The organism is Streptomyces sp. NBC_01276, assembly GCF_041435355.1.
In the GTDB taxonomy this organism is placed as follows: domain Bacteria; phylum Actinomycetota; class Actinomycetes; order Streptomycetales; family Streptomycetaceae; genus Streptomyces.
Window position 1 is genome coordinate 1472113 of the sequence record NZ_CP108442.1, and the last position, 20240, is coordinate 1492352.

Annotated in this window: 19 protein-coding genes and 1 pseudogene; 2 read left to right on the forward strand and 18 right to left on the reverse strand. The window is 72.7% G+C overall.

The genetic code is table 11. The features are described from left to right. Window positions 1-74: 74 nt before the first annotated feature. The 18 genes and pseudogenes from OG295_RS06170 to OG295_RS06255 form a co-directional block, all read right to left on the reverse strand. Window positions 75-800 (reverse strand): alpha/beta fold hydrolase, encoded by a 726-nt coding sequence (locus tag OG295_RS06170; RefSeq protein WP_371675934.1) that lies wholly within the window; start codon window positions 798-800, stop codon window positions 75-77. 65 nt (window positions 801-865) lie between these two features. Then, window positions 866-1194 (reverse strand): annotated as a pseudogene (locus tag OG295_RS06175) (GNAT family N-acetyltransferase). 45 nt (window positions 1195-1239) lie between these two features. Next, window positions 1240-1977: a GPR1/FUN34/YaaH family transporter gene (locus OG295_RS06180; RefSeq protein ID WP_371675935.1), complete on the reverse strand. Its 738-nt coding sequence runs from the start codon at window positions 1975-1977 to the stop codon at window positions 1240-1242. A 16-nt stretch (window positions 1978-1993) separates the two neighbouring features. Then, window positions 1994-3910, reverse strand: coding sequence for an amidohydrolase (locus OG295_RS06185; RefSeq protein ID WP_371675936.1), 1917 nt, complete (start codon window positions 3908-3910; stop codon window positions 1994-1996). Then, complete coding sequence (locus tag OG295_RS06190; protein ID WP_371675937.1) at window positions 3907-4860, reverse strand: alpha/beta hydrolase; 954 nt, start codon at window positions 4858-4860, stop codon at window positions 3907-3909. Before OG295_RS06190 ends, OG295_RS06185 begins: the two co-directional genes overlap by 4 nt. Then, the gene (locus OG295_RS06195; RefSeq protein WP_371675938.1) at window positions 4857-4988 is read right to left on the reverse strand and encodes a hypothetical protein; all 132 of its coding nucleotides are present in this window, start codon (window positions 4986-4988) and stop codon (window positions 4857-4859) included. Before OG295_RS06195 ends, OG295_RS06190 begins: the two co-directional genes overlap by 4 nt. A 115-nt stretch (window positions 4989-5103) precedes the next feature. Then, on the reverse strand, window positions 5104-6528 hold the full coding sequence (locus OG295_RS06200) for an NAD(P)/FAD-dependent oxidoreductase (protein ID WP_371675939.1): 1425 nt from the start codon (window positions 6526-6528) through the stop codon (window positions 5104-5106). Beyond that, window positions 6528-7106 (reverse strand): Dps family protein, encoded by a 579-nt coding sequence (locus OG295_RS06205; RefSeq protein WP_371675940.1) that lies wholly within the window; start codon window positions 7104-7106, stop codon window positions 6528-6530. Before OG295_RS06205 ends, OG295_RS06200 begins: the two co-directional genes overlap by 1 nt. A 104-nt stretch (window positions 7107-7210) precedes the next feature. Beyond that, window positions 7211-7732 (reverse strand): DoxX family protein, encoded by a 522-nt coding sequence (locus OG295_RS06210; protein WP_371675941.1) that lies wholly within the window; start codon window positions 7730-7732, stop codon window positions 7211-7213. A gap of 5 nt (window positions 7733-7737) precedes the next feature. Then, the gene (locus tag OG295_RS06215) at window positions 7738-8400 is read right to left on the reverse strand and encodes a hydrolase (protein WP_371675942.1); all 663 of its coding nucleotides are present in this window, start codon (window positions 8398-8400) and stop codon (window positions 7738-7740) included. Between the two features lie 252 nt (window positions 8401-8652). Beyond that, complete coding sequence (locus OG295_RS06220) at window positions 8653-9057, reverse strand: hypothetical protein (protein ID WP_371675943.1); 405 nt, start codon at window positions 9055-9057, stop codon at window positions 8653-8655. Between the two features lie 203 nt (window positions 9058-9260). Further along, window positions 9261-9599 (reverse strand): MerR family transcriptional regulator, encoded by a 339-nt coding sequence (locus OG295_RS06225; protein WP_371675944.1) that lies wholly within the window; start codon window positions 9597-9599, stop codon window positions 9261-9263. Window positions 9600-9792: 193 nt separating this feature from the next. After that, window positions 9793-10098 carry an SCO5918 family protein gene (locus tag OG295_RS06230; protein WP_371675945.1) on the reverse strand — a complete coding sequence of 102 codons (306 nt, stop codon included), beginning with the start codon at window positions 10096-10098 and terminating at the stop codon, window positions 9793-9795. 47 nt (window positions 10099-10145) lie between these two features. Beyond that, the gene (locus OG295_RS06235) at window positions 10146-11666 is read right to left on the reverse strand and encodes a DEAD/DEAH box helicase (RefSeq protein ID WP_371675946.1); all 1521 of its coding nucleotides are present in this window, start codon (window positions 11664-11666) and stop codon (window positions 10146-10148) included. Between the two features lie 272 nt (window positions 11667-11938). Then, complete coding sequence (locus OG295_RS06240) at window positions 11939-12142, reverse strand: cold-shock protein (RefSeq protein WP_189725621.1); 204 nt, start codon at window positions 12140-12142, stop codon at window positions 11939-11941. 348 nt (window positions 12143-12490) lie between these two features. After that, window positions 12491-13498: a DUF6801 domain-containing protein gene (locus OG295_RS06245; protein ID WP_371675947.1), complete on the reverse strand. Its 1008-nt coding sequence runs from the start codon at window positions 13496-13498 to the stop codon at window positions 12491-12493. 11 nt (window positions 13499-13509) lie between these two features. After that, window positions 13510-16425, reverse strand: a complete 2916-nt coding sequence (locus OG295_RS06250) for a trypsin-like peptidase domain-containing protein (protein ID WP_371675948.1) — start codon at window positions 16423-16425, stop codon at window positions 13510-13512. Window positions 16426-16433: 8 nt separating this feature from the next. After that, window positions 16434-16733, reverse strand: coding sequence for a trypco2 family protein (locus tag OG295_RS06255; protein WP_371675949.1), 300 nt, complete (start codon window positions 16731-16733; stop codon window positions 16434-16436). A gap of 185 nt (window positions 16734-16918) precedes the next feature. Between OG295_RS06255 and OG295_RS06260 the strand changes: the two genes are divergently transcribed. Both OG295_RS06260 and OG295_RS06265 read left to right on the forward strand, forming a co-directional pair. Further along, a complete protein-coding gene (locus OG295_RS06260) occupies window positions 16919-17752 on the forward strand; it encodes a BTAD domain-containing putative transcriptional regulator (RefSeq protein ID WP_371675950.1) in 834 nt (277 codons plus the stop codon). Between the two features lie 38 nt (window positions 17753-17790). After that, window positions 17791-19743: an NB-ARC domain-containing protein gene (locus OG295_RS06265; RefSeq protein WP_371681120.1), complete on the forward strand. Its 1953-nt coding sequence runs from the start codon at window positions 17791-17793 to the stop codon at window positions 19741-19743. The last annotated feature ends 497 nt before the right edge of the window (window positions 19744-20240 follow it).

Below are 20240 nucleotides of genomic sequence, written 5' to 3' on the forward strand. Positions count from 1 at the left end.
AGGGTTCTCGGGGCGATCAGAAGCTACCAGCGCTCGAACAACATCGACTAATCGTTCGACTCCGAACGATCACGTCATGGGGCGGTGGCCCGGATCGCGTCCTGGATCAGCTCCGCCACGGCCTTGGGCCGGGCGAGCATGACCAGGTGGGAGGAGTCGACCTCGACGGTGGTCATGCCGGCGCGCTCGTAGCCGTAGCGCTCCACATCGGGGTTGATCGTGCGGTCGGAGGAGGCGACCAGGCCCCACGAAGGCTTGGTCTTCCACGCGGCGACCGGCGCCGCCTCCGTGAAGGCACGTGCTGCCAGGGGGCGCTGGGAGACGGCGAGCACCGCGGCGAGTCCGGGGTCGACGTCCGCGGCGAACAGGGCGGGGAACCGGTCGACCGCCACCGAGACGTCGGTGCCGCTCTCGGTGGAACCGGCCACCGGGAACGGGGTGTGGACGAGCGCGTCGGCGAGGCCGGAGTCGGGGAAGCGGCCCTGCAGTTCGGCCAGGCTCTCGCCCTCCTCCAGCGCGTATCCCGCGAGGTACACCAATGCGCGGACGTTGTCCTCCGTCCCGGCGAGGGTGATCACGGCGCCGCCGTAGGAGTGCCCCACCAGGATCACGGGGCCTTCGACGGCACGGATCACGGAGGCGACGTACGCGGCGTCCTCGACGAGGCCGCGGTTGGGCACCGCGGGGGCCACCACGTCCAGCCCGGCGGCGATCAGTTCGGGGACGACGCGGGCGAAGCCGGAAGCGTCGGCGAAGGCGCCGTGGACCAGGACGACGGTGGGGCGGGCGTGTCGGGGCATGGGAGAACTCCGGGGTGCGTGAAACGGGATGGGGTGGGAGGTGCCGGAGGCGGATGCGCGGCGCTTCACAGGCCGAAGCGGGCACGCCGCGCCTCGGGCACCAGGTCGGTGTATTCGGGGTGCTTGCCGATCCAGCCCCGGATGAACGGGCAGTACGGCAGGACGCGCAGCCCTCGGTCCCGGGCGTCGTCAAGGGCCCCACGGGCGAGCAGCCCGCCCAGGCCCCGGCCCGCGAACCGGCTGTCGGTCTCGGTGTGGATGAAGGCGATCTCGCCCTCCGAGAGGTGGTACTCGGCGAAGCCCGCGGTCTCGGTACCCGCGGTCTCGGTACCGGCGTCGCCGACGAGGATCTCGTACCGGGACTTCTCGGGCGGTCCGTCACCTGGGGTTCCATGGGTGCTCCTGTGCGGTCGTGGTGTGACGTGGTGGTGGGTTCGGGTCAGAGCGTGCGGCGCACGCCCGCCTGGCGTTCCAGGTCGCGGAGCTGGACGGCCAGGTCGCCTTCCACGGCGAGGTGGGCGGGGCCGCTGCGGCCGATGGGCAGGACCTGCTCGCTGCGCATGTCCTCGAGCATCAGGGCGAACGCCGTGTACATCGCGACGAGCGCCACCACGAGGCCGAGCGCGCCGGCCGTGCGGGTCAGCCATTGGGCGCCGGTGATGCCCGCGAGGCCGGTGGCCGCCCAGCGGGGCAGGGAGACCGCGAGCACGAACCACAGCGCGCGCTTGGGCCGGGTCACGGCGGTCATCAGCGCCCCGAAGCCAAGGAGCGCCAGGTTGAACACGCCGAGGACCTGAAGGCCGTCGGCCGCGCCGCTGAGCATGACGAGCGAGTAGGGCAGCCAGCTGCCGGCGAACACCGCCATCAGCGTCGCCGCGATCACGTCACGGGCACCGAAGGCCAGCACGCTCACCAGGAGTTGGAGGACGAAGGCCGGCAGCACGGTGAAGGCGACGGCGGCGCGGGCCGCCTCGTCGAAGAGACCGAGCTGCAGGCAGCCCGTCATCACGGAAGCGATGGATATCGTGAAGAAGCCGAGCGGCATGGGTGAGGCGATGGGACGCAGGTTGATCCGGGTCATCGACCGGAGGTCCGGCTCGAAACCGCGTCCCGGGGGAACGTCCGGCGGGGTTGGCGGGGTGTCGCCGCCGTCGGCGACGGGGGAGGCTGCGTTCATCGGGTGGGTCTCTCTTTCAGTGATCGAAGCAGGGGTCGACGAGGGACGGCGTCGTCTCGGGAACGGAGCCGCGCGCGACGCGCCAGCGGCGGTGCTGCTCGGACTCGGCGACGGCCTCGGCCACGCGTGACGCCTGGTAGGCGCCGCCCTGGCCCTCCCGGCCCTCCCGGCCCGACTGGTAGCCGCCGAAATGGGCCACCGGGCTCCACTCGGGGGTCACCGGCGGAACCGTCTCGTCGAGACCCCCGTACTCCGCGGTCGCGTAGACGATGCGGCCGCCGACGACGGTGAGGACGGACTCGATGTCGGGAATGACGTCCTCGGGCACGGTGAGGAAGTCGTCGGAGAGGATGGCGAGGTCGCCGTACGAGCCTTCCCGCAGGGTTCCCTTGACGTCCTGCTCGCCGGTGAGCCGGGCACCCCCGCGGGTATAGAGGTCGAGGGCGGTCTCGCGGTCGAGCAGGTTCCCCGCCGGATAGAGCGCGGTGCCTCCGACGGTGCGCCCGGTCACGAGCCAGTGGAGTGCGACCCACGGGTTGTACGAGGAGACGCGGGTGGCGTCGGTTCCGGCCGCGACGGTCAGACCGCGGTCGAGCATGGCCCGGACCGGAGGGGTGTGGGCGGCGGCCCCGGCGCCGTAGCGGTCGAGGAACGCGGCGCCCTGGAAGGACATCCGGTTCTGGACCGAGACGGCGCCGCCGAGGGCGGCGATCCGGTCGAGGCTGCCGGCCGAGACGGTCTCCGCGTGGTCGAAGAGCCAGCGGTTGCCGCCGGGGAACAGCCCCTCCGCGGCGAGCTTCTCGAAGACGGCCAGGTCGCGGCGGATCGTCTCGTCGTAGGTCGCGTGGAGCCGGAAGCCCCAGCCCTTCTCCAGGAGGAGCCGGACGGCGCTCTCGAACTCGCCCTCGTAGCCCGCGGCGAGCTCGGGCCGGGGCTCGGAGAAGTTCTCGAAGTCAGCGGCCGCCCAGGTCAGGTTCTCGCCCGCGCCGTTCAGCCGGAGCCACTCGTCCCCGTCCCCGGGCTTGACCATCTCGGTCCAGCGCGTCAGGTCGGCGAGTTCCTGCCCGGCCGTCTGCGGGAAGAGGTGGTAGGCGATCCGCAGGGTCAGTTCCCCCGACCCGGCGAGGTCGGCGACCGTGGCGTAGTTGTCGGGGAAGTTCTGGAACCCGCCGGCCGCGTCGACCGCGGACGTCAGTCCGAAGCGGTTCAGTTCGCGCAGGAAGTGACGGGTCGACGTCCGCTTGTCGTCCTCGTCGAGAGCCGGTGCCTTGGCCAGGGTCGAGTACAGGAGGAGAGCGCTCGGCGCGGCGAGGAGAACGCCGTTGGGTTCGCCGTCCCGGCCCCGTACGATCTGCCCGCCGCGGGGATCCGGGGTGTCACGGGTGAATCCGGCTGCCCGCACCGCGGCCCGGTTCATCAGGGCCGACTGGTACAGGTGCAGGACGAAGACGGGGGTGTCGGGGGCGGCGGCGTTCAGCTCGGCGACGGTCGGCATCCTGCGCTCGGCGAACTGTTCGGCGGTCCAGCCGCCCACCACCCGGATCCACTGCCCCCTGGGGGTGCGGCCGGCCTGCTCGCGCAGCATCGCCAGGGCGTGCCGGAGGCTTCGTACGCCGTCCCAGCGCAGCTCCAGGACGTAGTTCAGGCCGCCCCGGATGACATGCAGGTGCGAGTCGTTCAGGCCGGGGATCACCCGGCGGCCCAGGGCGTCGACGACCCTCGTTCCCGGCCCGACGAGGTGGGCGAGGCCGTGGTCGTCACCGAGGGCCGCGACCCGGCCGCCGCGGATGGCGACGGCACGGGCCTCGGGGCGGGCGGGGTCGCCGGTGAACACCTTGGCGTTGCGGACGAGGAGGTCGGCGTGCTCGTGTTCCCTCCGCGGGGCGGGGACGAGGCCCGCCACCGGCATGCTCGTCGCCGACGGCCCGGTCATGCGAGGGCCTCGCGCAGGGTGTCGGTGGCGAGACCGAGGGCGAGCTCAGCGGCCCGCGTCCCGCGCAGCGCGTTCAGCATGACGAAGTCGTGGATGGCGCCCTGGACGCGCAGGGCGGTGACGGGGACTCCGGCGGCGCGCAGCTTCGCCGCGTACGCCTCGCCCTCGTCGCGCAGGACGTCGGCCTCGGCGGTGATGACCAGGGCCGGCGGCAGGCCGGTGAGCTGCTCGGTGGAGGCGCGCAGCGGGGAGGCGGTGATCTGGGCGCGCTCGGCCTCGTCGGTCGTGTACTGGTCCCAGAACCACTTCATGGCGTCGCGGCGCAGGAAGTGGCCCTCGGCGAACTCGTGGTACGAGTCGGTGTCGAAACTCGCGTCCGTGACCGGGTAGAAGAGGACTTGCTGGACGAGCGCGACGTCGCCGCGCCCCTTGGCCATGAGGGTGAGGGCGGCGCTCATGTTGCCGCCGACGGAGTCGCCGGCGACGGCGATCCGCGTGCCGTCGAGGTCCTTGTGGTGGCCCTCGCGGGCGATCCACTGGGCGACGCCGTAGTTCTGCTCGATCGCGACGGGATAGCGCGCCTCGGGCGAGAGGTCGTACTCGGGGAACACCACGGCCGCCCCCGTGCCGACGGCCAGTTCGCGGACGAGCCGGTCGTGGGTGTGGGCGTTGCCGAAGACCCAGCCGGCGCCGTGGATGTAGAGGATGACGGGGAGCGGGCCGGTGGCGTGGCGCGGGCGGACGATCCGGGCGCGGACGTCGCCGGCCGGGCCGCCGTGAACGGTGATCCACTCCTCGTCGACGTCGGGCAGGGGAACGCCCTCGCCGCTCTGGACGTCGTCCACGGCCTTACGGCCCTCGGCGACGGGGATCTGGTAGAGGTACGGCGGCTGGGCGGTGGCGTCGGCGAAGGCCCGGGCGGCGGGTTCGAGGACCGGACGGTTTGTCATGAGGGGTTCTCCTTCTGGGTGCCGGTGGCGGCGGCCGGGACGCTCGCGGGTACGGCGGGGGCAGCGCCCGTCAGCGCGGCCACCGGGGCCGGCAGGGCGAGGGCGAGGGTGCGTCTCGTGGGATGCATGAGGTTTCTTTTCGGGTGAAGCGTTCGGGCGGCCTCGGTCGGTCGGGGGGCGCCGGTCGGGGGGCGCGCAGGGTGAGCGGGAGGGGCGCGCCGGACGAGCGGACGGGACCTCGCCTCAGAGGCCGTACGCCTCCAGGAGCCGGAGCCAGACCTCGCTCACCGTCGGGAAGGCGGGCACGGCGTGCCACAGACGCTCCAGGGGGACCTCGCCCACGATGGCCACGGTGGCCGTGTGGACGAGTTCGGCCGCCATCGGGCCGGTGAGTGTGCAGCCGACGACGACCCGTCGGGTCTCGTCGACGACGAGCTTGGCGAGGCCGCGGTAGTCGTCCGCGTAGAGCGCGGCCCCTGCGACGTCGTCGATGCGGTACTCCACCGTGCGTACCGCGAGACCCGCTTCGCGCGCCGCGCGTTCCGTGAGACCGACGCTCGCGACTTCGGGGCGGGTGAAGACGGCCTGCGGGACGGCGACGTGGTCGGCCTCCGCGCTCCACGGCTGCCGGCCGCCGGTGACGGCCGGGCGCCCCGCGGCTCGCTCGGCGATCGCCGCCGCGCAGGCGCGGGCCTGGTACTTGGCCATGTGGGTCAGCGGCGCACGGTGGTTCACGTCGCCGACGGCATAGAGCCATTCGCCGCCGACCGCGGTGACCCGGCAGGTGTCGTCGACCGGGAGCCAGTCGCCTGCGGGCAGACCGACGGAGCCCAGGCCGAGGTCCGCCGTGCGCGGGCGCCGGCCCACTGCGGCGAGGACCTCGTCGCAGACGAGGGCGGTGCCGTCGTCGGTGTTCACGGTCACCGTGCGGGTGTCGGCGCCGCGGGTGACCCGGACGGCCGACGCCCCGAAACGGATCGTGACGCCCAGATCGCCCAGCCCCCGGGTGACCTCTTCGCCGGCACACGGCTCCCACCCGGTCAGCAGGGCCTGGTCGCGGACCAGCAGAGTGACGGAGGAACCGAGCGAGCGCCATGCGGTGGCCATCTCGCAGGCCACCACTCCCCCGCCGATGACGACGAGCCGCTCGGGCACCGCGTCGGCCGTGGTGGCCTGCCGGCTGGTCCACACACCGATCCGGTCGAGCCCTTCGACCGGCGGAAGGGCGGGTTCCGTGCCGGTGCAGACCACGACCGCGCGCCGGGCGCGCAGGGTACGGACCGTGCCGTCGGCCCCGGTCACCTCCACCCGGCGCTCGCCGGCGAGCCGTCCGTGCCCCCGTACGAGCGCGATGCCCGCACCGTCGAGCCAGTCGGCCTGGCCGGTGTCGTCGCCGCGCCCGGTGAAGCGGTCACGGCGGGCCAGGACGCGCGCCGGGTCGAGTGCCGCCGTGACCGCCTGCCGGGCACCGTCCACCGAGCGGGCCGCCGCTCGGGCGGTGCCGGGTCGCAGCAGGGCCTTGCTCGGCACGCAGGCACGGTAGGAGCACTCGCCGCCGACCGCCTCGGCCTCGACCACGACGGCGGTCAGCCCCGACCGGACGGTCCGGCCGGCGACGACCTCGCCGGCCGGACCGCCGCCGACCACGACGACGTCGTACGTGTCCATCAGCCGTGCACCAGGGGGGTGTCCACGAGGTGCTCGGCCAGGAACCACACCTGCGCCTCGCCGGTCCGGATGACATCCGAGACGAGGAGGTCGGCGCTGCCCTCGTCGCCCTCCCCGGTGAGCCGGGCGGCGGCGTCCCGGACGTCGATCAGGATCCGCTCGTGCCCGTCGAGGAGCCTCGACAGCATGACGGGCACCGGCTCGACGCCGTCCGGCGGCCGGGGGATCGCGGTCAGCTCCGCGACGTGGCGAGGATCCCCGACGGCGACGCCGCCGAGGCTCTGGACCCGCTCGGCCAGCGCGTCCGCGATGGCCAGTTGGGCCTCTGCGTGCTTGTCCAGCATCAGGTGGAGCGAGTAGAAGGTCGCCCCGCGCATGAGCCAGTGGTGCTTCTTGTAGAGGGAGTACAGGATCTGCGTGTCGGCGAGGACGCGGTTCAGCCGCTGGCAGCCGTACATGCGCGTGTCGTGGCCGAGGCCGATCGGCAACTGCTTGAGCGTGCCGAACGCCTGGGTCTCGGCGCCCTTCTGGTGCAGAAGCGGCTGGCCGCCGCCGTGCGGGGTCGTGAGTGTGTCCATCGGGTGCTCCTGCTCGGGAGGGAGTGGGAAGGGCCCGGCCGCCCGGCCGGGGGTACGCGGGCGGCCGGACCCGGTCTGCGCGGCTCGCGCTGAACGCTCAGCGCTCAGCGCCTGCCGGGGGCGGCGGCGTGCGGCGCCGCCGGGGCCCGCCGGTGCAGGACGAGCCGGGTGAGGAGTCCGCTGCCCAGGCCGGCCACGAGCGCGAGGGCGGCCCACCACAGCGGGTAGGGCGTGAGGCCGAGGGCCGCGTCGAGGGACCAGGCGCCGGGGCCGGCGGCGGCGAGGGCGGCGGCGGTGCCGATGAGGACGAGTGGGTACTCGTATCCGTCGTTCTGCACCCAGAGCCCGTGGCGCCGTTTCACGGTGAGCGCGACCGTCATGACCCCGATGGCCCCGGTCGCGGCGAGCGGGGTCAGGAGGCCGACGGCGAGCAGCAGGCCCGATCCGATCTGACCGCCGCCCGCCGCCAGGGCGGTGAGGGCACCGCCGCGGAAGCCGTCGGCGCGGAACTCCTCGCTACCGCCCTTGAGTCCCTTGCCGCCCAGGTGCGAGCTGACCTTCTGCACACCGTGCCCGGCGACGAGCAGTCCCACCAGCAGACGCAGGATCAGAATGCCGGTGTCCACGGGGGTCAGCCCGCCGCGTGCGCGCCGATGACGCTCTGCGCGTACACGACACCCAGGCCGTACGCGCCCGCGTGGGCCTTGACGATCTCCATGACCGCGCCGTACGTCTCCTGGCGCGCCCAGTCGCGCTGCAGCTCCAGGAGGACCTGGACCCAGGTCACCGGGACCGCGCCGGCGGCGATCATCCGCTGCAGCGCGTGCTCGTGGGCGGCCGGGCTGACGCCCCCGGAGGCATCGGTCACGACGTACACCTCGTACCCCTGCTCCAGCGCCGAGAGCGCGGGCAGCACCAGGCAGACCTCGGTCCACAGACCGGCCAGGACGATCTTCCTGCGCCCGGTCGCCCTGACCGCCGCCACGAGCGCCTCGTCCTCCCAGGCGTTCATGGTGGTGCGGTCGATGACCTCGTTCCCGGGGAACACCTCGGCGAGCTGCGGCAGCAGGGGCCCGGAGAACGACTCGGCGGCGACCGTGGTCAGGACGGCCGGAACATCGAACGCCTTGGCCGCCTTGGCGAGACCCACGGTGCTGTTGATGATGGCGGCACGATCGCCGCTGCCGGTGCCGAAGAACATCTGCGGCTGGTGGTCGACGAAGAGCATGACCGCGTTGTCGGGCGTGAGAAGGTCCGCGCCGGGGGCAGCCTGCACCTGGTTGATGTCGAACATGAGGGGTCCTTTCGCAGCAATCGGAAGCGCGCCCGCCGCTTCCGCGGCCCGGCACTTCTTCACGCTACGAGCGACCCGAACGGCCGCGTTGACCTCCTGCGCCCAGGAGTTGACACGACAGCGCACACAGCCGGAGGCGAACCCGACAGGCAGGCCCCGGAAGCCATCAGCCCAGCAGCGTGCGCCGCCCGCCCGTGCTGCCGGGCCTGGGGGACTACGACAGTGCCGATCAGAGTTCCGCGGCGACGCCCGTCACAGCAGGTCCGAGCCCTGGCCTTCCCGCAGTAGCCACTCCCTGACCGAAGGAGAGCGGTCAAGGAGCCGGCTGACCCGCATGCCTTCTTCGCGTGAGGTCACCCTCGGCAGCGGGGTGAAGTCGCCGGGAAGCACGTCCAGCAGACTCCTCACGCGGTCTCCCGGACGCAGCGTGATCAACAGCTCGCACCGCAGCTGACGTGGCACGTCCGGGCGGTGGGACAGGCTGTTCCACAGGGCCGGCCACAGGTAGTGGGCACCGTCGGGAGCCGCATTCGCCCGCACCCACACCGGGTCCAGCCGCTGGTTCAGGCCGAGGTCACACGCCCGCTCCTCCAGCCCGAACAGCGAGGCCGAATCGATGACCTTCACCTCGCGGGGCAGCGGCTGATCGAAGTCCATCGCCCCATGCTGCCCGACCACACCCTTGCACGGACCACCCGCGAGCCTCGCCCGTCTGCCCTGGCGTCGAGCGGCATGAGACGCGGCGCCCGGCCCGCCGACGGGGCGGGTGGCACAGCAGGTGATGTGCCACCCGTTCCCGGGCAAGGGCAAGGTTCTCGGGGACGTGGTGAGGGGCCGCTCCGAGCAGCGCATCGGCCGGGTCAGTCGGACGGGTCGGGTGGTGTGCCCGCGGCGCGGCGGAATTCCTCGTTGAGGCGCTGGGCCTCTTCGAGCTGGTCCTCGAGGATGACGATGCGGCAGGCGGCCTCGACCTGCATGCCCTGGTCGACGAGTTCCCGGGCTCGGGCGGCGATGCGCAGCTGGTAGCGGGAGTAGCGGCGGTGGCCGCCCTCCGAGCGGAGCGGGGTGATCAGGCGGGCCTCGCCGATGGCACGGAGGAAGCCGGGGGTGGCGCCGAGCAGCTCGGCGGCCCTGCCCATCGTGTAGGCGGGGTAGTCATCGTCGTCCAGCCGGCCGCCGAGCGAGTCGTCCTCTGTCATCTGCACCTCTTCTTGGGAGCGCGTCGAGGGGCCCTGGTGCCGTACGGCGCCAGGGCCCCGGGGGAAATTCAACACCATCTGTCGGCCATGGTGTGTTTTCCCCCGGGCAGGTGCCCGCGCTCGCGGACGCCGCGCACGGCGAAGGCCCCGACCGGCGGGGTGCCGGTCGGGGCCTTCCGTGTCGTGCCGCCGCTCAGACGGAGACGGGGCCGCCGAGCATCGCGGACGCCTGCCGGAGCGGGCTCAGGGCCGCGCCGGGAGCCGCGGGCAGGCCGCGGACGGTGAAGCCGAGCTGGGTCATGGCCCGGATGACCTCGCCGGCGCTGAAGTCGCGGCGGTCCTGGCGGGTGATGACCTGTCCCACCTGCATGACGGGGTAGACGCGACGGCCGATGACCACCGATTCGCCCACGACGGTTTCGGGCTTGACCCCCTTCATCGATTCCAGCACTCCGGCCTTGGTGAGGTCGAACGGGAACCGGGCGATGACACAGCGCATGATGCCTCACTTACGGAGAGAAGGGGGGAAGGGGGGAAGGGGTCTCGCTAGGCGGCGGCGTCGGACCTGGCCTGGGGCCGGCCGCTACGCCGCGCGGCCTGCGAGGGGCCGCCGCGCCGGCCGCGCGAGGCGGCGCTGCGCTTGGGGCGCTCGCTCACCGGCGCGGTGATGACGACGGGGATGCCGGACGGGGTCCGGGCGCCGGTGATGCGCTGCAACTCGGCCTCACCGGAGCGGACCTGGGTGACCTGCGGGTTGATGCCGGCGGTGGCCATCAGGCGGGTCATGTCGCGTCGCTGGTTGGGGGTGACGAGGGTGACGACGCTGCCGGACTCGCCCGCGCGGGCGGTGCGTCCGCCGCGGTGGAGGTAGTCCTTGTGGTCGGTGGGCGGGTCCACGTTGACCACGAGGTCCAGGTTGTCGACGTGGATGCCGCGGGCGGCGACGTTGGTGGCCACCAGCACGGTCACGTGCCCGGTCTTGAACTGGGCCAGGGTGCGGGTGCGCTGGGGCTGGGACTTGCCGCCGTGCAGGGCCGCGGCCCGTACGCCGCTGTTGAGGAGGTCCAGGGTCAACCGGTCGACGGCGTGCTTGGTGTCCAGGAACATGATCACGCGGCCGTCGCGGGCGGCGATCTCCGTGGTCGTGGCGTGCTTGTCGGCGCCCTGCACGTGCAGCACGTGGTGTTCCATCGTGGTCACCGCGCCGGCCGAGGGGTCGACGGAGTGGACGACGGGGTCGTTCAGGTAGCGGCGCACGAGCAGGTCGACGTTGCGGTCGAGGGTCGCGGAGAACAGCATCCGCTGGCCGCCCGTGCGCACCTGGTCGAGCAGCGCGGTGACCTGCGGCATGAAGCCCATGTCGGCCATCTGGTCGGCCTCGTCGAGCACGGTGATGTCGACCTGGTCGAGCCGGCAGTCGCCACGCTCGATGAGGTCCGCGAGGCGTCCGGGGGTCGCGACGACCACCTCGGCACCACCGCGGAGCGCGCCGGCCTGCTTTCCGATCGACATGCCTCCGACGACCGTGGCCAGCCGCAGCTTCACGGAGCGGGCATAGGGGGTGAGGGCGTCCGTGACCTGCTGGGCGAGCTCGCGGGTGGGGACGAGTACCAGGGCCAGCGGCTGACGGGGCTCCGCCCGCCGTCCGGCGGTACGGGCGAGCAGCGCGAGGCCGAAGGCGAGGGTCTTGCCGGAGCCGGTGCGCCCGCGGCCGAGCACGTCGCGGCCCGCGAGGGTGTTCGGCAGGGTCGCGGCCTGGATCGGGAACGGGACGCTCACGCCCTCCGCGCCGAGCGCGGCGAGCAGCGGGGCGGGCATGTCGAGCTCGGCGAACGCCTCTACGGCGGGCAGCGCGGGGGTGATCGTCCGGGGGAGGGCGAACTCGCCCTGTACGGCGGCGGCGGGCCGGCGGCCGTAGCCGCCGGAGCGGCCCTGTCCTCCCGAGCGGGCCTGGCCGCCGGAGCGGGACTGACCGCCGGAACGGCTGGGGGCCGCCGAGCCGAACCGGCTCCCGCCCGTGCGGGAGGAGGAGGCGGCGGAGCGGTTGTTCGTGCGTGTGCGGTTCATGCGGAACCTTCCTCGAATGCGGCGCATATCAAGGAATTCCCGCAGCGGCGAGCGCACGGAGAATTGCGAGAATGGGCCGGATGGGGTGTGAAAGCGTTTCTGGCCGGCGAAGTTCCGTGCGGGCTCAGGCGCTGGAAACGGGCGAGGATCCTCGTGCGGAGGGCCGCGGAATCCTCGGATCGTCCCGCAGGTGAACTCACTGCGGGGAAAACGCACAGCTGGGGCCCGCACCCCGAGGGATGCGGGCCCCAGCTGTGAAGTACGCGTCAGCGTCAGGCGGGAACGATGTTCTCGGCCGTCGGGCCCTTCTGGCCCTGCGCGATGTCGAAGCTGACCTTCTGGCCTTCCTGCAGCTCGCGGAAGCCCTGGGTGGCGATGTTCGAGTAGTGGGCGAACACGTCAGCGCCGCCACCGTCCTGCTCGATGAAGCCGAAACCCTTTTCCGCGTTGAACCACTTCACGGTACCAGTAGCCATGTCAAATCTCCTTTGGGGCAGTACAACGTGATCCGCAACGTGCGGACCACGTGTCGCCGCGATGATTGCCCCGCCGGACCAAAAGACCGGAAATACACAAGCCCCCGCAGCAGACACGAAGTCCGGTCCGAGTGCTTGAAATTTTGGGAACCACAACTGCAACTGAGATCGACAGTAGCACGGCACGGTGACCCGCGCCGTAAATATCGGCACTCTCATTGCAGCGGTGAAAAACCCTCAGCGCGCGGTCCGTCAAATTCTCATATGGCGAGCACAGGTATTCACCCGCCCGGGGCTCAGCGTTTCCTCCTCCGCCGGGCTGGTGCCCTTACCGGCACCGGGCCACGCTCATGAACACGGACATCGAGGCGCCTCCGCACGGGATCGGCGTACGGCGAACAGGGCGCCCGCGCCCGCAGCCAGCAACACGCCCGCGCCGCCGAACAGCCAGGGGGCCGGATCGGCTCCGGTATCGGGGAGCACGCCCCGCGGTGTGGACCCCGTGGCGCCCGCCGCGGTCCCGTCGGCCGACGGCACGCCGGCGACGGCGGCGGCGGCCGTACCAGCGGTACCCGATGCGGCGGACGGGCCCGGCTCCGGCTCCGTGTCCGTGTCCGGGCCCGGGTCCGTGTCCTTCCCGGTCCCTCCAGCGGTACCGCCCTCGGTCCCGCCCCCGCCCCCGCCCCCGCCCCCGCCCCCAGTGATGCGGAACGACGCCAAGACGTCGTTCTGCCCTGCATCCGGCGTGCACCTGGCGTCGATCTCGCCCGGATGGACGACGTCGCCGCTCACGTCCTTCAGCGCGAGATGCGCGACGAGGTCGCCGACGGTGATCCGCGCGCTGCCCGCACGCCGGAAGGTCAGCGCCGGTGCGGATCCGGACGCCTCGATGTGGAAGGACCCGGACGCCGGGATCCCGGCCTTCGCACCGACCGGTACCTTCACCCGGACGTCCCCCTCCGGGGCCGCCACGCGCGCCTGAGCCTCCACCGTGCCCTCGATGGTCTTCGCACCGATCCCGCCCAGCATTTTCGCTGCGTCCGCGGGGACCAGCACCGCCGCGTCGACGGGGAAGGCCGGGGTGGCCCTTCCCACCTCGGCCGACTCGGGGACGTCCGCGTCGATCCGCACCCTGACAGGCAGATTCCCGATCAACCCGGTCGAGCACGTGTACCGCAGGGTGAGTGACACCGGAGCCGCGGCAGCGGGTCCGGCTCCCGGGAGTCCCAGCACCCCGCCCGCGACCGCCGCGACCAACGCCGTGCGCAGCGGGCCGCGTGAGAACGGAGTGCTCCGGACGGCAGGGACCGGCCGCCGCCGTTCCAGCGGGTTCTGGGTGCGCTTGCCAGTGCTCATGCCGACCCCCATCAGGGTGTTTCGATCTCTCGGAGACATACGTGGTGCGGTGATGTGCCGGCCACGGCCGGCACAGGGCAAGCCGCCGCCTTCGGGTCCGCTTCGCCCGCGGTACACGACGCGGCGGTGGTCGGCGCGCCGCTGCCGTCGCGGCCCGCACGATGGACCCGGGTCAGGTGGTCTTGGAGTTGTGCGTGACGGAACTGATAGACGGCGCCCGCCTGGCGCAGCACGTCCCGCTCGCACGCGTCGTCGAGGAAAGCGACCAACCGCCAGGGCAGTTGCCCCGTGAGCGGCAGCCAGATGCGCGCGAGGGCCACCCACTGACCCCAGGCGGTGAAAGCGAGTCCGTACGCGAGTCCGCCCGCGAAGGCGGCTTCGATCCCGAACGCCAGCCCCAGCAGAAGTCCCCACACGGGCCCTCCCGTGAATGCGTTGGCGCATCCGGCGCCCGTCCCGAACACGAAGGCCCACACCAGCAGATGGACGACCACGTTCCTGCGGTCCTGTGCGAGCAGCTCCGAGGAACTGACGCCGGATCCGATGTCGACGGGTACTTCCAGCCAGGCCATGAGCCCGAATACCGACCCGACCCCGAGCCCGAGCCCCGGTACGAACACGAGGGCCCCCGCGAGTCCGCCGTCCAGGCCGTCACCGAGTCCCAGGGACTCGACCACGACCCTGTCCAGGAACAGGAGCACCAGCGCTGCCAGGACCCCGCACACGAGCCCCAGCCCGAACCTGGGGAGGACCCCCGTACGCCCGCGCCCGGTCCTGCCGAAGACCTGTACGCGTACGCGCGACGGCTCTGCCCCGCCCCGCGTCACGAATCCGTACACGAGCCCGAAGAACAGCCCGTTCACGAGCGCGTGCAGGAACCCGACCACGAGCCCCCGTACGAGCGCGAACCTGAGCCCGAACGATGTCGCCACCAGATCCGCGGGAACGTTCCCGACGGCGGTCGTCACCCCGAGGGCCAGTGCGGCCAGGAATCCGATCACGAGCATCCGCGAGGATCGGCTCATCGTGGTGCCCAGTTGCCACCAGGCGAGGTCACGTGCCGGGGCGCCCGTGGCCGCCCTGCCGAGTCGGTCCAGGTGCGCGGCGAGGTGGCCGAGCCACTGCTGCGCGCGGTCGGGGTTCCAGTCCGGCCGCCGCCGCCGACGGCCGCCGCCGCTGCCGGTGTCGGCCGGCGAGGGCTCGTAGGCGGCCGGGGTGAACGCTGCCAGGAGATGTCCCCGCAGGGCTTCCGGGGAGGCGAAGGTGGCGGTGTCCAGGAGCCGTACGGGGTCGCACCCTGGGGTGTCGCCGTAGACGGTGCGGGCGATGGCGACCATCAGCGGGGTGGTGAGCACTCTGGCGACGTTCTCCGCACCCGGGCCGCGCCGCTCCCTGCGCAGCTCGTCCAGAACGGGTTCCCACACGGTGCCGCCCGTACCGCCGCCCGTCCCCGGGCGGCTGGTGAGGGGCAGGTAGAGGGCGACGTCGGCCAGGGCCAGCTCGTCCAGCTCGACCACGGCGGCCTTCGGGAGGGGACGGGTCGTCTCCACTGCCTCGGCGTACTCCCGGGGACGGCTGGTGAGGAGCAGCGCGGTGGTGGTGCGGTCGAGCTCTTTCATCGCCGCACGCCGCAGGCCGCCCGCGATCTCGTCGAACCCGTCCATGACCGGCAGGATCCAGCCGCTGTCGACCAGGGCGCCCGCCAGGTTCCCTCCGTGTGCGGCGGGAACGGCGAGGCCGTGGTCCCGTACCAGCTGGTGGCACATCCAGTCGCGCAGGGAGACGGTGGTCGGGTCCCATGACCCCAAGCTGAAGATCACCGGTACGGGCTCGTCGGGCGTACGGGCGGCCAGCCGGTCGAGGACGAAGCGCACGGTCGTGATCGTCTTGCCCGCCCCGGCCGCACCGAGCACCACCAGCCGGCGGGACGGAACGGACCGGTAGACGTCCACGATCCGGTCGATGCGGCCGGCCAGTGCGAGCGGCGCCGGATCGGCCCCGGGCGGAGCGTCGCAGATCTTGGCCCAGTGATCGACCAGACGCGCGTCGGCGTTCCGGAAGCCCACGGGCAGCGGGAACGGGTCGTGCACGCGCCGCCGCCGCTCCTCCTTGCTCCATTGCCCGGCCACCCTGGAGGCGAGCAGCCCGGCCGCCTCCCGCAGCTCCGGCGCCGCGGGCAGCGGCGCCGCCCGGGGAAGCGCTTCGAGTTGGCCGGGATGCGCCGGCAGAGCGGTCAGCGAGCTCAGTTCGCCGATCTCCCGCGGACTCATCCGTCGATACCAGCGGTCCACCGGGCTCGCCGCGAGCGTGCTGAGCCCGTCGGAGCGGTAGTGCCTGGTGATGACGCCGATCACGTACCCGCCGCTCCACACCGGGGCCCCCGACATGCCCTCCCAAGGGGAACGGCCCCGCTCGGGGTCGTACTCCGGGGAAGACTTCAGGGTGATCTCCAAACTGCCCTCGCGCCGGTTCGACAACGGGGTGGTCTCACCGCGCGCGTGGTGGGAATCCCGGTACGACGCGGGCCCGCCGCCATCCGGCGACGCGGGCCCGGAGCGCAGTCTGAACCTCGGGAATCCCAGCGCTTCGCACTCCACCGGCTTCGCGACACGGGCGAACCGCACCGCCGCAACCGCGGCGGCGGCCGGGCCGTCCGGGCCGGAGCCGTCCGCGAGGGCGATCAGCGCGACGTCCGCGTCGGAGTTCACCCAGACCGGCGCGCCCGGCACCTCCCGCGTACCGCCGTCCTCGGTGAGGAAGCGCACCTGCACCGTCGTCGCGCCGTCCACCACGTGCGCGGCCGTGAGCACCGTGTTCGCGGCCACCAGGTAGCCCGACCCCCGCCCGCCGGCGCCCGTGCCGTGCGTGGTGAGGACCTGGACGGCCCGCCTCCGGTCGAGTCCGTCCGGCTCCGTCGCCCCGCCCACGAAGGCCCTCACCGCTCGTGCGCGTCAGCGCTGCCGGAGATGAACGGCGTGGTGTCCACCCCCACCAAGGCCGGTCGCAACGCCAGTGAGACGCGCTGGGCCGAGGCGGCGCTCACCGCCGCCTCCGCACCGGACTCCACCACCCAGAACCGCACGTGCGCCCCCGCCTGCCCGGACCGCTCCAGCGCGACCGTCAGCTCCAACTCGATCGGGCCCAGCTCGAAGCGCAGCGCCTCGCCCTCGGCATCGGCGATCGCCCGCCCCAGCTCCTCCCGTAGGTCCCTGATCACACTCGCCAGCTCGATCACACCGCGCCCCTCGCGCTCCCGGCTTCTCAGCCGTCGTCCGTCGCATCTCTGCAACCATGAGCGGACACGCTGCAAGGCAGATGAAATTCCGATGATGTGCGAAAGCGGGCTTGTCCATGGACGGCGCACCTCCCGAGCAGCTCCGAATCGCGGTACTCGGTCCCTTACGGGCGTGGCGGGGCGCGGTGCCACTGGATCTGGGGCCGGTCAAACGGCAGGCCGTGCTGGCGGCGTTGCTGCTCGGCAAAGGTGCCGTGCTGAGCCATGAGCAGCTGATGCGCGGAGTGTGGGGAACGGAGCCGCCCGCATCCGGTCACAAAGTGCTGGCCAGTCACGTCAACCCGCTGCGCCGGGCGCTCGACGCGGAGGGCACGCGGCATACGGAGTCGGTGATCCGCAGCGGAAAGGGCTGGTACCGCTTCGTCGTCGACGGGGTCCGGCTCGATGTGGCGGATGTGACCGAACGGGCCGATGAGGCGCGGCGTACGAAGGAGTCCGGCGATCTGGCCGGGGCCGCCGACCGGTTGTCCGCGGCGCTCGCACTGTTCCGGGGCGAGCCCCTGACCGGCCTGCCGGGGTCGTTCGCGCAGGCCGAGCGGGAGCGGCTGTCGGAGCGCCGGCGAGGGCTCCGGCTGGAGAGGCTCACGTGCCTGCTCCTGCTGGGGCGGTTCGGTGAGGTCCTGGACGACCTCGGCGCCCTGTCCCCGTCCGACCGGTACGACGAGTCGCTGCTGGCGCTGCGGATGCGGGCCCTGTACGGCTGTGAGCGCCAGGCGGAAGCACTCAACGCCTACCAGGGCCTGCGCGTACGACTGAGGGACGAGCTCGGCGTCGGTCCGGGGGAAGAGCTCCGCCGGCTGTACGAGCGGTGCTGCGCCGCGACGACGAACTCCTGCTCGGTACGGGCGCCGAACGCTCCGCCGCACGTCCCGGCCGGCCCGGGACCCGCCGCGCCGTCAATGAACTGCCGGGCGACGCCGGCCGCCTCATCGGCCGGGAGGCCGCGCTCGCGCAACTGACCGGGCCTTCCGCGCCCGGATCCGTATCGATCGTGACCGTGGACGGTACGGCCGGGGTCGGCAAGACCGCGCTCGTCGTACGCGCGGCCCGTGAGCTCAGCGACCGGTACCCGGACGGCAGCCTGTTCGTGGACCTGCGCGCGCACAGCACGCAGCGGCGCCAGTCCCCCGAGCAGGCGCTGCAGCGCCTGCTGCGTTCCCTGGGCGCGGCCAAGGGCGAGCTGCCGAGCGACCTCGAAGAACTCACCGCCGCCTGGCGCGCGGCGACCAGCGCGCTACGGCTGCTCCTCGTACTGGACGACGTCCTGGACGCCGACCAGGTGCGACCGCTGCTGCCCGCGGGCGCGGGAAGCAGGGTGCTGGTGGCCGGCCGCCGGCGGCTGGCCGAACTGGACGCCGACCGGCGCGTCACGTTGGAGCCGTTGACCGGCGGGGACGCGGTGCTGCTGCTCACGCACCTCATCGGAGAGGAGCGCGCGAGCCACGAGCCGGAGGCTACGCGACAGCTCGTCGGACTGTGCGACGGTCTGCCGCTGGCGCTGCGCATCGCCGGGTCGCGGCTGCAGAGCCGCCACACCTGGACGGTGGAGCACCTGGTGGGCCGCATGGCGGGCGACGAGCGCCGGCTGGGCGAACTGAGCATCGGCAACCGCAGCGTCGAGGCGGCCTTCCGGCTGTCGTACGACCAGCTCGCACCCGACCAGCGGCGCGGATTCCGTGCCCTGGGCCAGGCGCCGACGGTCGAGTTCGACGTGCTGACGCCCGCGGCCATGCTCGGCGGGTCGGCCGACGACACCGAGCAGATCCTGGAGAGCCTGGTCGACACGAGCCTTCTGCAACAGCCGCGTCCGGGCCGCTACCGGTTGCACGACCTGGTGCGCGTGCACGCCCGGCGCCTCGCGGAAGCCCTGCCCGACGAGGCCGCCGGCACGCGCACGGCCGCCCTGCGCCTCTACCTGGACGCGGCCCGGGTCACCAGTGACTGGGGCCTCGCCACCGGTTTCCCCACCGGGCCCCGACCCGCCGGAGCACCGTTCACGCACTGGAAGGACGCGGAGGTCTGGCTGGACGCGGCCGGCGGGGAACTCCCCGACGTCGTCGGGCACGCCGTGGCCCTCGGCGAGATCGACCACGCGTGCTGGATCGCCGAGGCGCTGGTGGACTACTTCACACGGCAGGGCCGCTACCACGAGTGCCAGACCGCCCTCGACATCGCACTCGCGCGCGTGGACGAGGCCGCCGACCCGCGGATGGCCATCGCCCTGCGGAACTGCCTGGCCTTCACCGGCGTATACCAACGCCGGTACGCGCAGTCGCGGACCCTGTTCACCGAGGCGCTCCACCTCAGCCGGCGCAGCCGCGACCCGGCCGAAGAGACCCGTGCTCTCCTCGGGCTGGCATCCGTCGACCTGAGCGTGGGCGAGAGCGGGCGGGCGATCGCCCGTGTCACCGAGGCGCTGGGCCTGTCCCGGCCGGTGGACAACGACTGGGTCGCCTCGATGGGGTTCGTCATCCATGGCCTCGCCCACCAGTTGGAGGGACGGCACGAGGAGGCGCTGGCCCGCTTCGCCGAGGCCCGTACCCACGCCGACCGGAGCGGCAGACCGCGCATGCTCGGCAGGGTCCTGAGCTTCGCCGCCGACGTGCACCTCCACCTCGGCCGGCACGCCGAGGCCGGGATCCTGCTCCGCCAGGCGGTCCAGCTGGTCGAGGAGGGCGGGGACGCGTTCCTCTGCGCGCGCGGCCTGACCCGGCTGGGCACGGCGGAGCAGGCCGAGGGGAACACGGACTCGGCAGTGGTCCTCCACCACCAGGCGCTCCACCGGCACCGGTTGCTGTCCCCGCTCACCGAACCCGGCTACGACTGGCTGGAGATGGACATCCGCTCGCGGCTGGGCCGGGCCTACGTGGCGACGGGCCGCATCGACGAGGCGCTCGGGCAGTTCCGGGCCGTGCTGGAGGTGCCGGGGCGCCCGGGCCCACCGCGCTGACCGCGCGTCGGCGTCCGGGGAGAATGGCGCCGCGTCGGGGATTCCGCCGGGCCGCAATCGAATGGGGTCTGAAATGCGCCAGTGGCGGAAAATCGATCTGAAGAAACGCGGGATGCGGCGCAAGGGCGGCGTCCGCCGCCGGTGAGGCACTCCAGGGGTTCCGCCGGCGGGGCCTCGGGCCGATGTGAGGGATTGTCGCTCCTCTCGTGAAGAACTCCTTGACGGACCGGCAACGAAAGGGGTTGCCACCGGCGGACGGGGAGCCGAAAGGCCATGTCAACCCGCCGCCGCGACGGCCCGGTTGGGCGCACGCGGCGCCGCGGTGGGGGTCGGGGAGGCGCAGATCCGGGTGATAGCATCCCGGCATCTGTGATCTTGATCAATATTTGACTCAGATGCTGATCTGCGATCGGCGGCTTGATCTCCGCGTAACCGCAGGTGAACCGTGCCGATCAGCCGTGTTGCGGGGCCTCGCGAGGTGTATCTGCAGCCGTCCG

Excerpts from the sequence above, each read along its gene's own strand:
- OG295_RS06170 (WP_371675934.1), bottom strand. The coding sequence starts at position 800 with ATGCCCCGACACGCCCGCCCCACCGTCGTCCTGGTCCACGGCGCCTTC.
- OG295_RS06180 (WP_371675935.1), bottom strand. The coding sequence starts at position 1,977 with ATGAACGCAGCCTCCCCCGTCGCCGACGGCGGCGACACCCCGCCAACC.
- OG295_RS06185 (WP_371675936.1), bottom strand. The coding sequence starts at position 3,910 with ATGACCGGGCCGTCGGCGACGAGCATGCCGGTGGCGGGCCTCGTCCCC.
- OG295_RS06190 (WP_371675937.1), bottom strand. The coding sequence starts at position 4,860 with ATGACAAACCGTCCGGTCCTCGAACCCGCCGCCCGGGCCTTCGCCGAC.
- OG295_RS06195 (WP_371675938.1), bottom strand. The coding sequence starts at position 4,988 with ATGCATCCCACGAGACGCACCCTCGCCCTCGCCCTGCCGGCCCCGGTG.
- OG295_RS06200 (WP_371675939.1), bottom strand. The coding sequence starts at position 6,528 with ATGGACACGTACGACGTCGTCGTGGTCGGCGGCGGTCCGGCCGGCGAG.
- OG295_RS06205 (WP_371675940.1), bottom strand. The coding sequence starts at position 7,106 with ATGGACACACTCACGACCCCGCACGGCGGCGGCCAGCCGCTTCTGCAC.
- OG295_RS06215 (WP_371675942.1), bottom strand. The coding sequence starts at position 8,400 with ATGTTCGACATCAACCAGGTGCAGGCTGCCCCCGGCGCGGACCTTCTC.
- OG295_RS06220 (WP_371675943.1), bottom strand. The coding sequence starts at position 9,057 with ATGGACTTCGATCAGCCGCTGCCCCGCGAGGTGAAGGTCATCGATTCG.
- OG295_RS06225 (WP_371675944.1), bottom strand. The coding sequence starts at position 9,599 with ATGACAGAGGACGACTCGCTCGGCGGCCGGCTGGACGACGATGACTAC.
- OG295_RS06230 (WP_371675945.1), bottom strand. The coding sequence starts at position 10,098 with ATGCGCTGTGTCATCGCCCGGTTCCCGTTCGACCTCACCAAGGCCGGA.
- OG295_RS06235 (WP_371675946.1), bottom strand. The coding sequence starts at position 11,666 with ATGAACCGCACACGCACGAACAACCGCTCCGCCGCCTCCTCCTCCCGC.
- OG295_RS06240 (WP_189725621.1), bottom strand. The coding sequence starts at position 12,142 with ATGGCTACTGGTACCGTGAAGTGGTTCAACGCGGAAAAGGGTTTCGGC.
- OG295_RS06245 (WP_371675947.1), bottom strand. The coding sequence starts at position 13,498 with ATGAGCACTGGCAAGCGCACCCAGAACCCGCTGGAACGGCGGCGGCCG.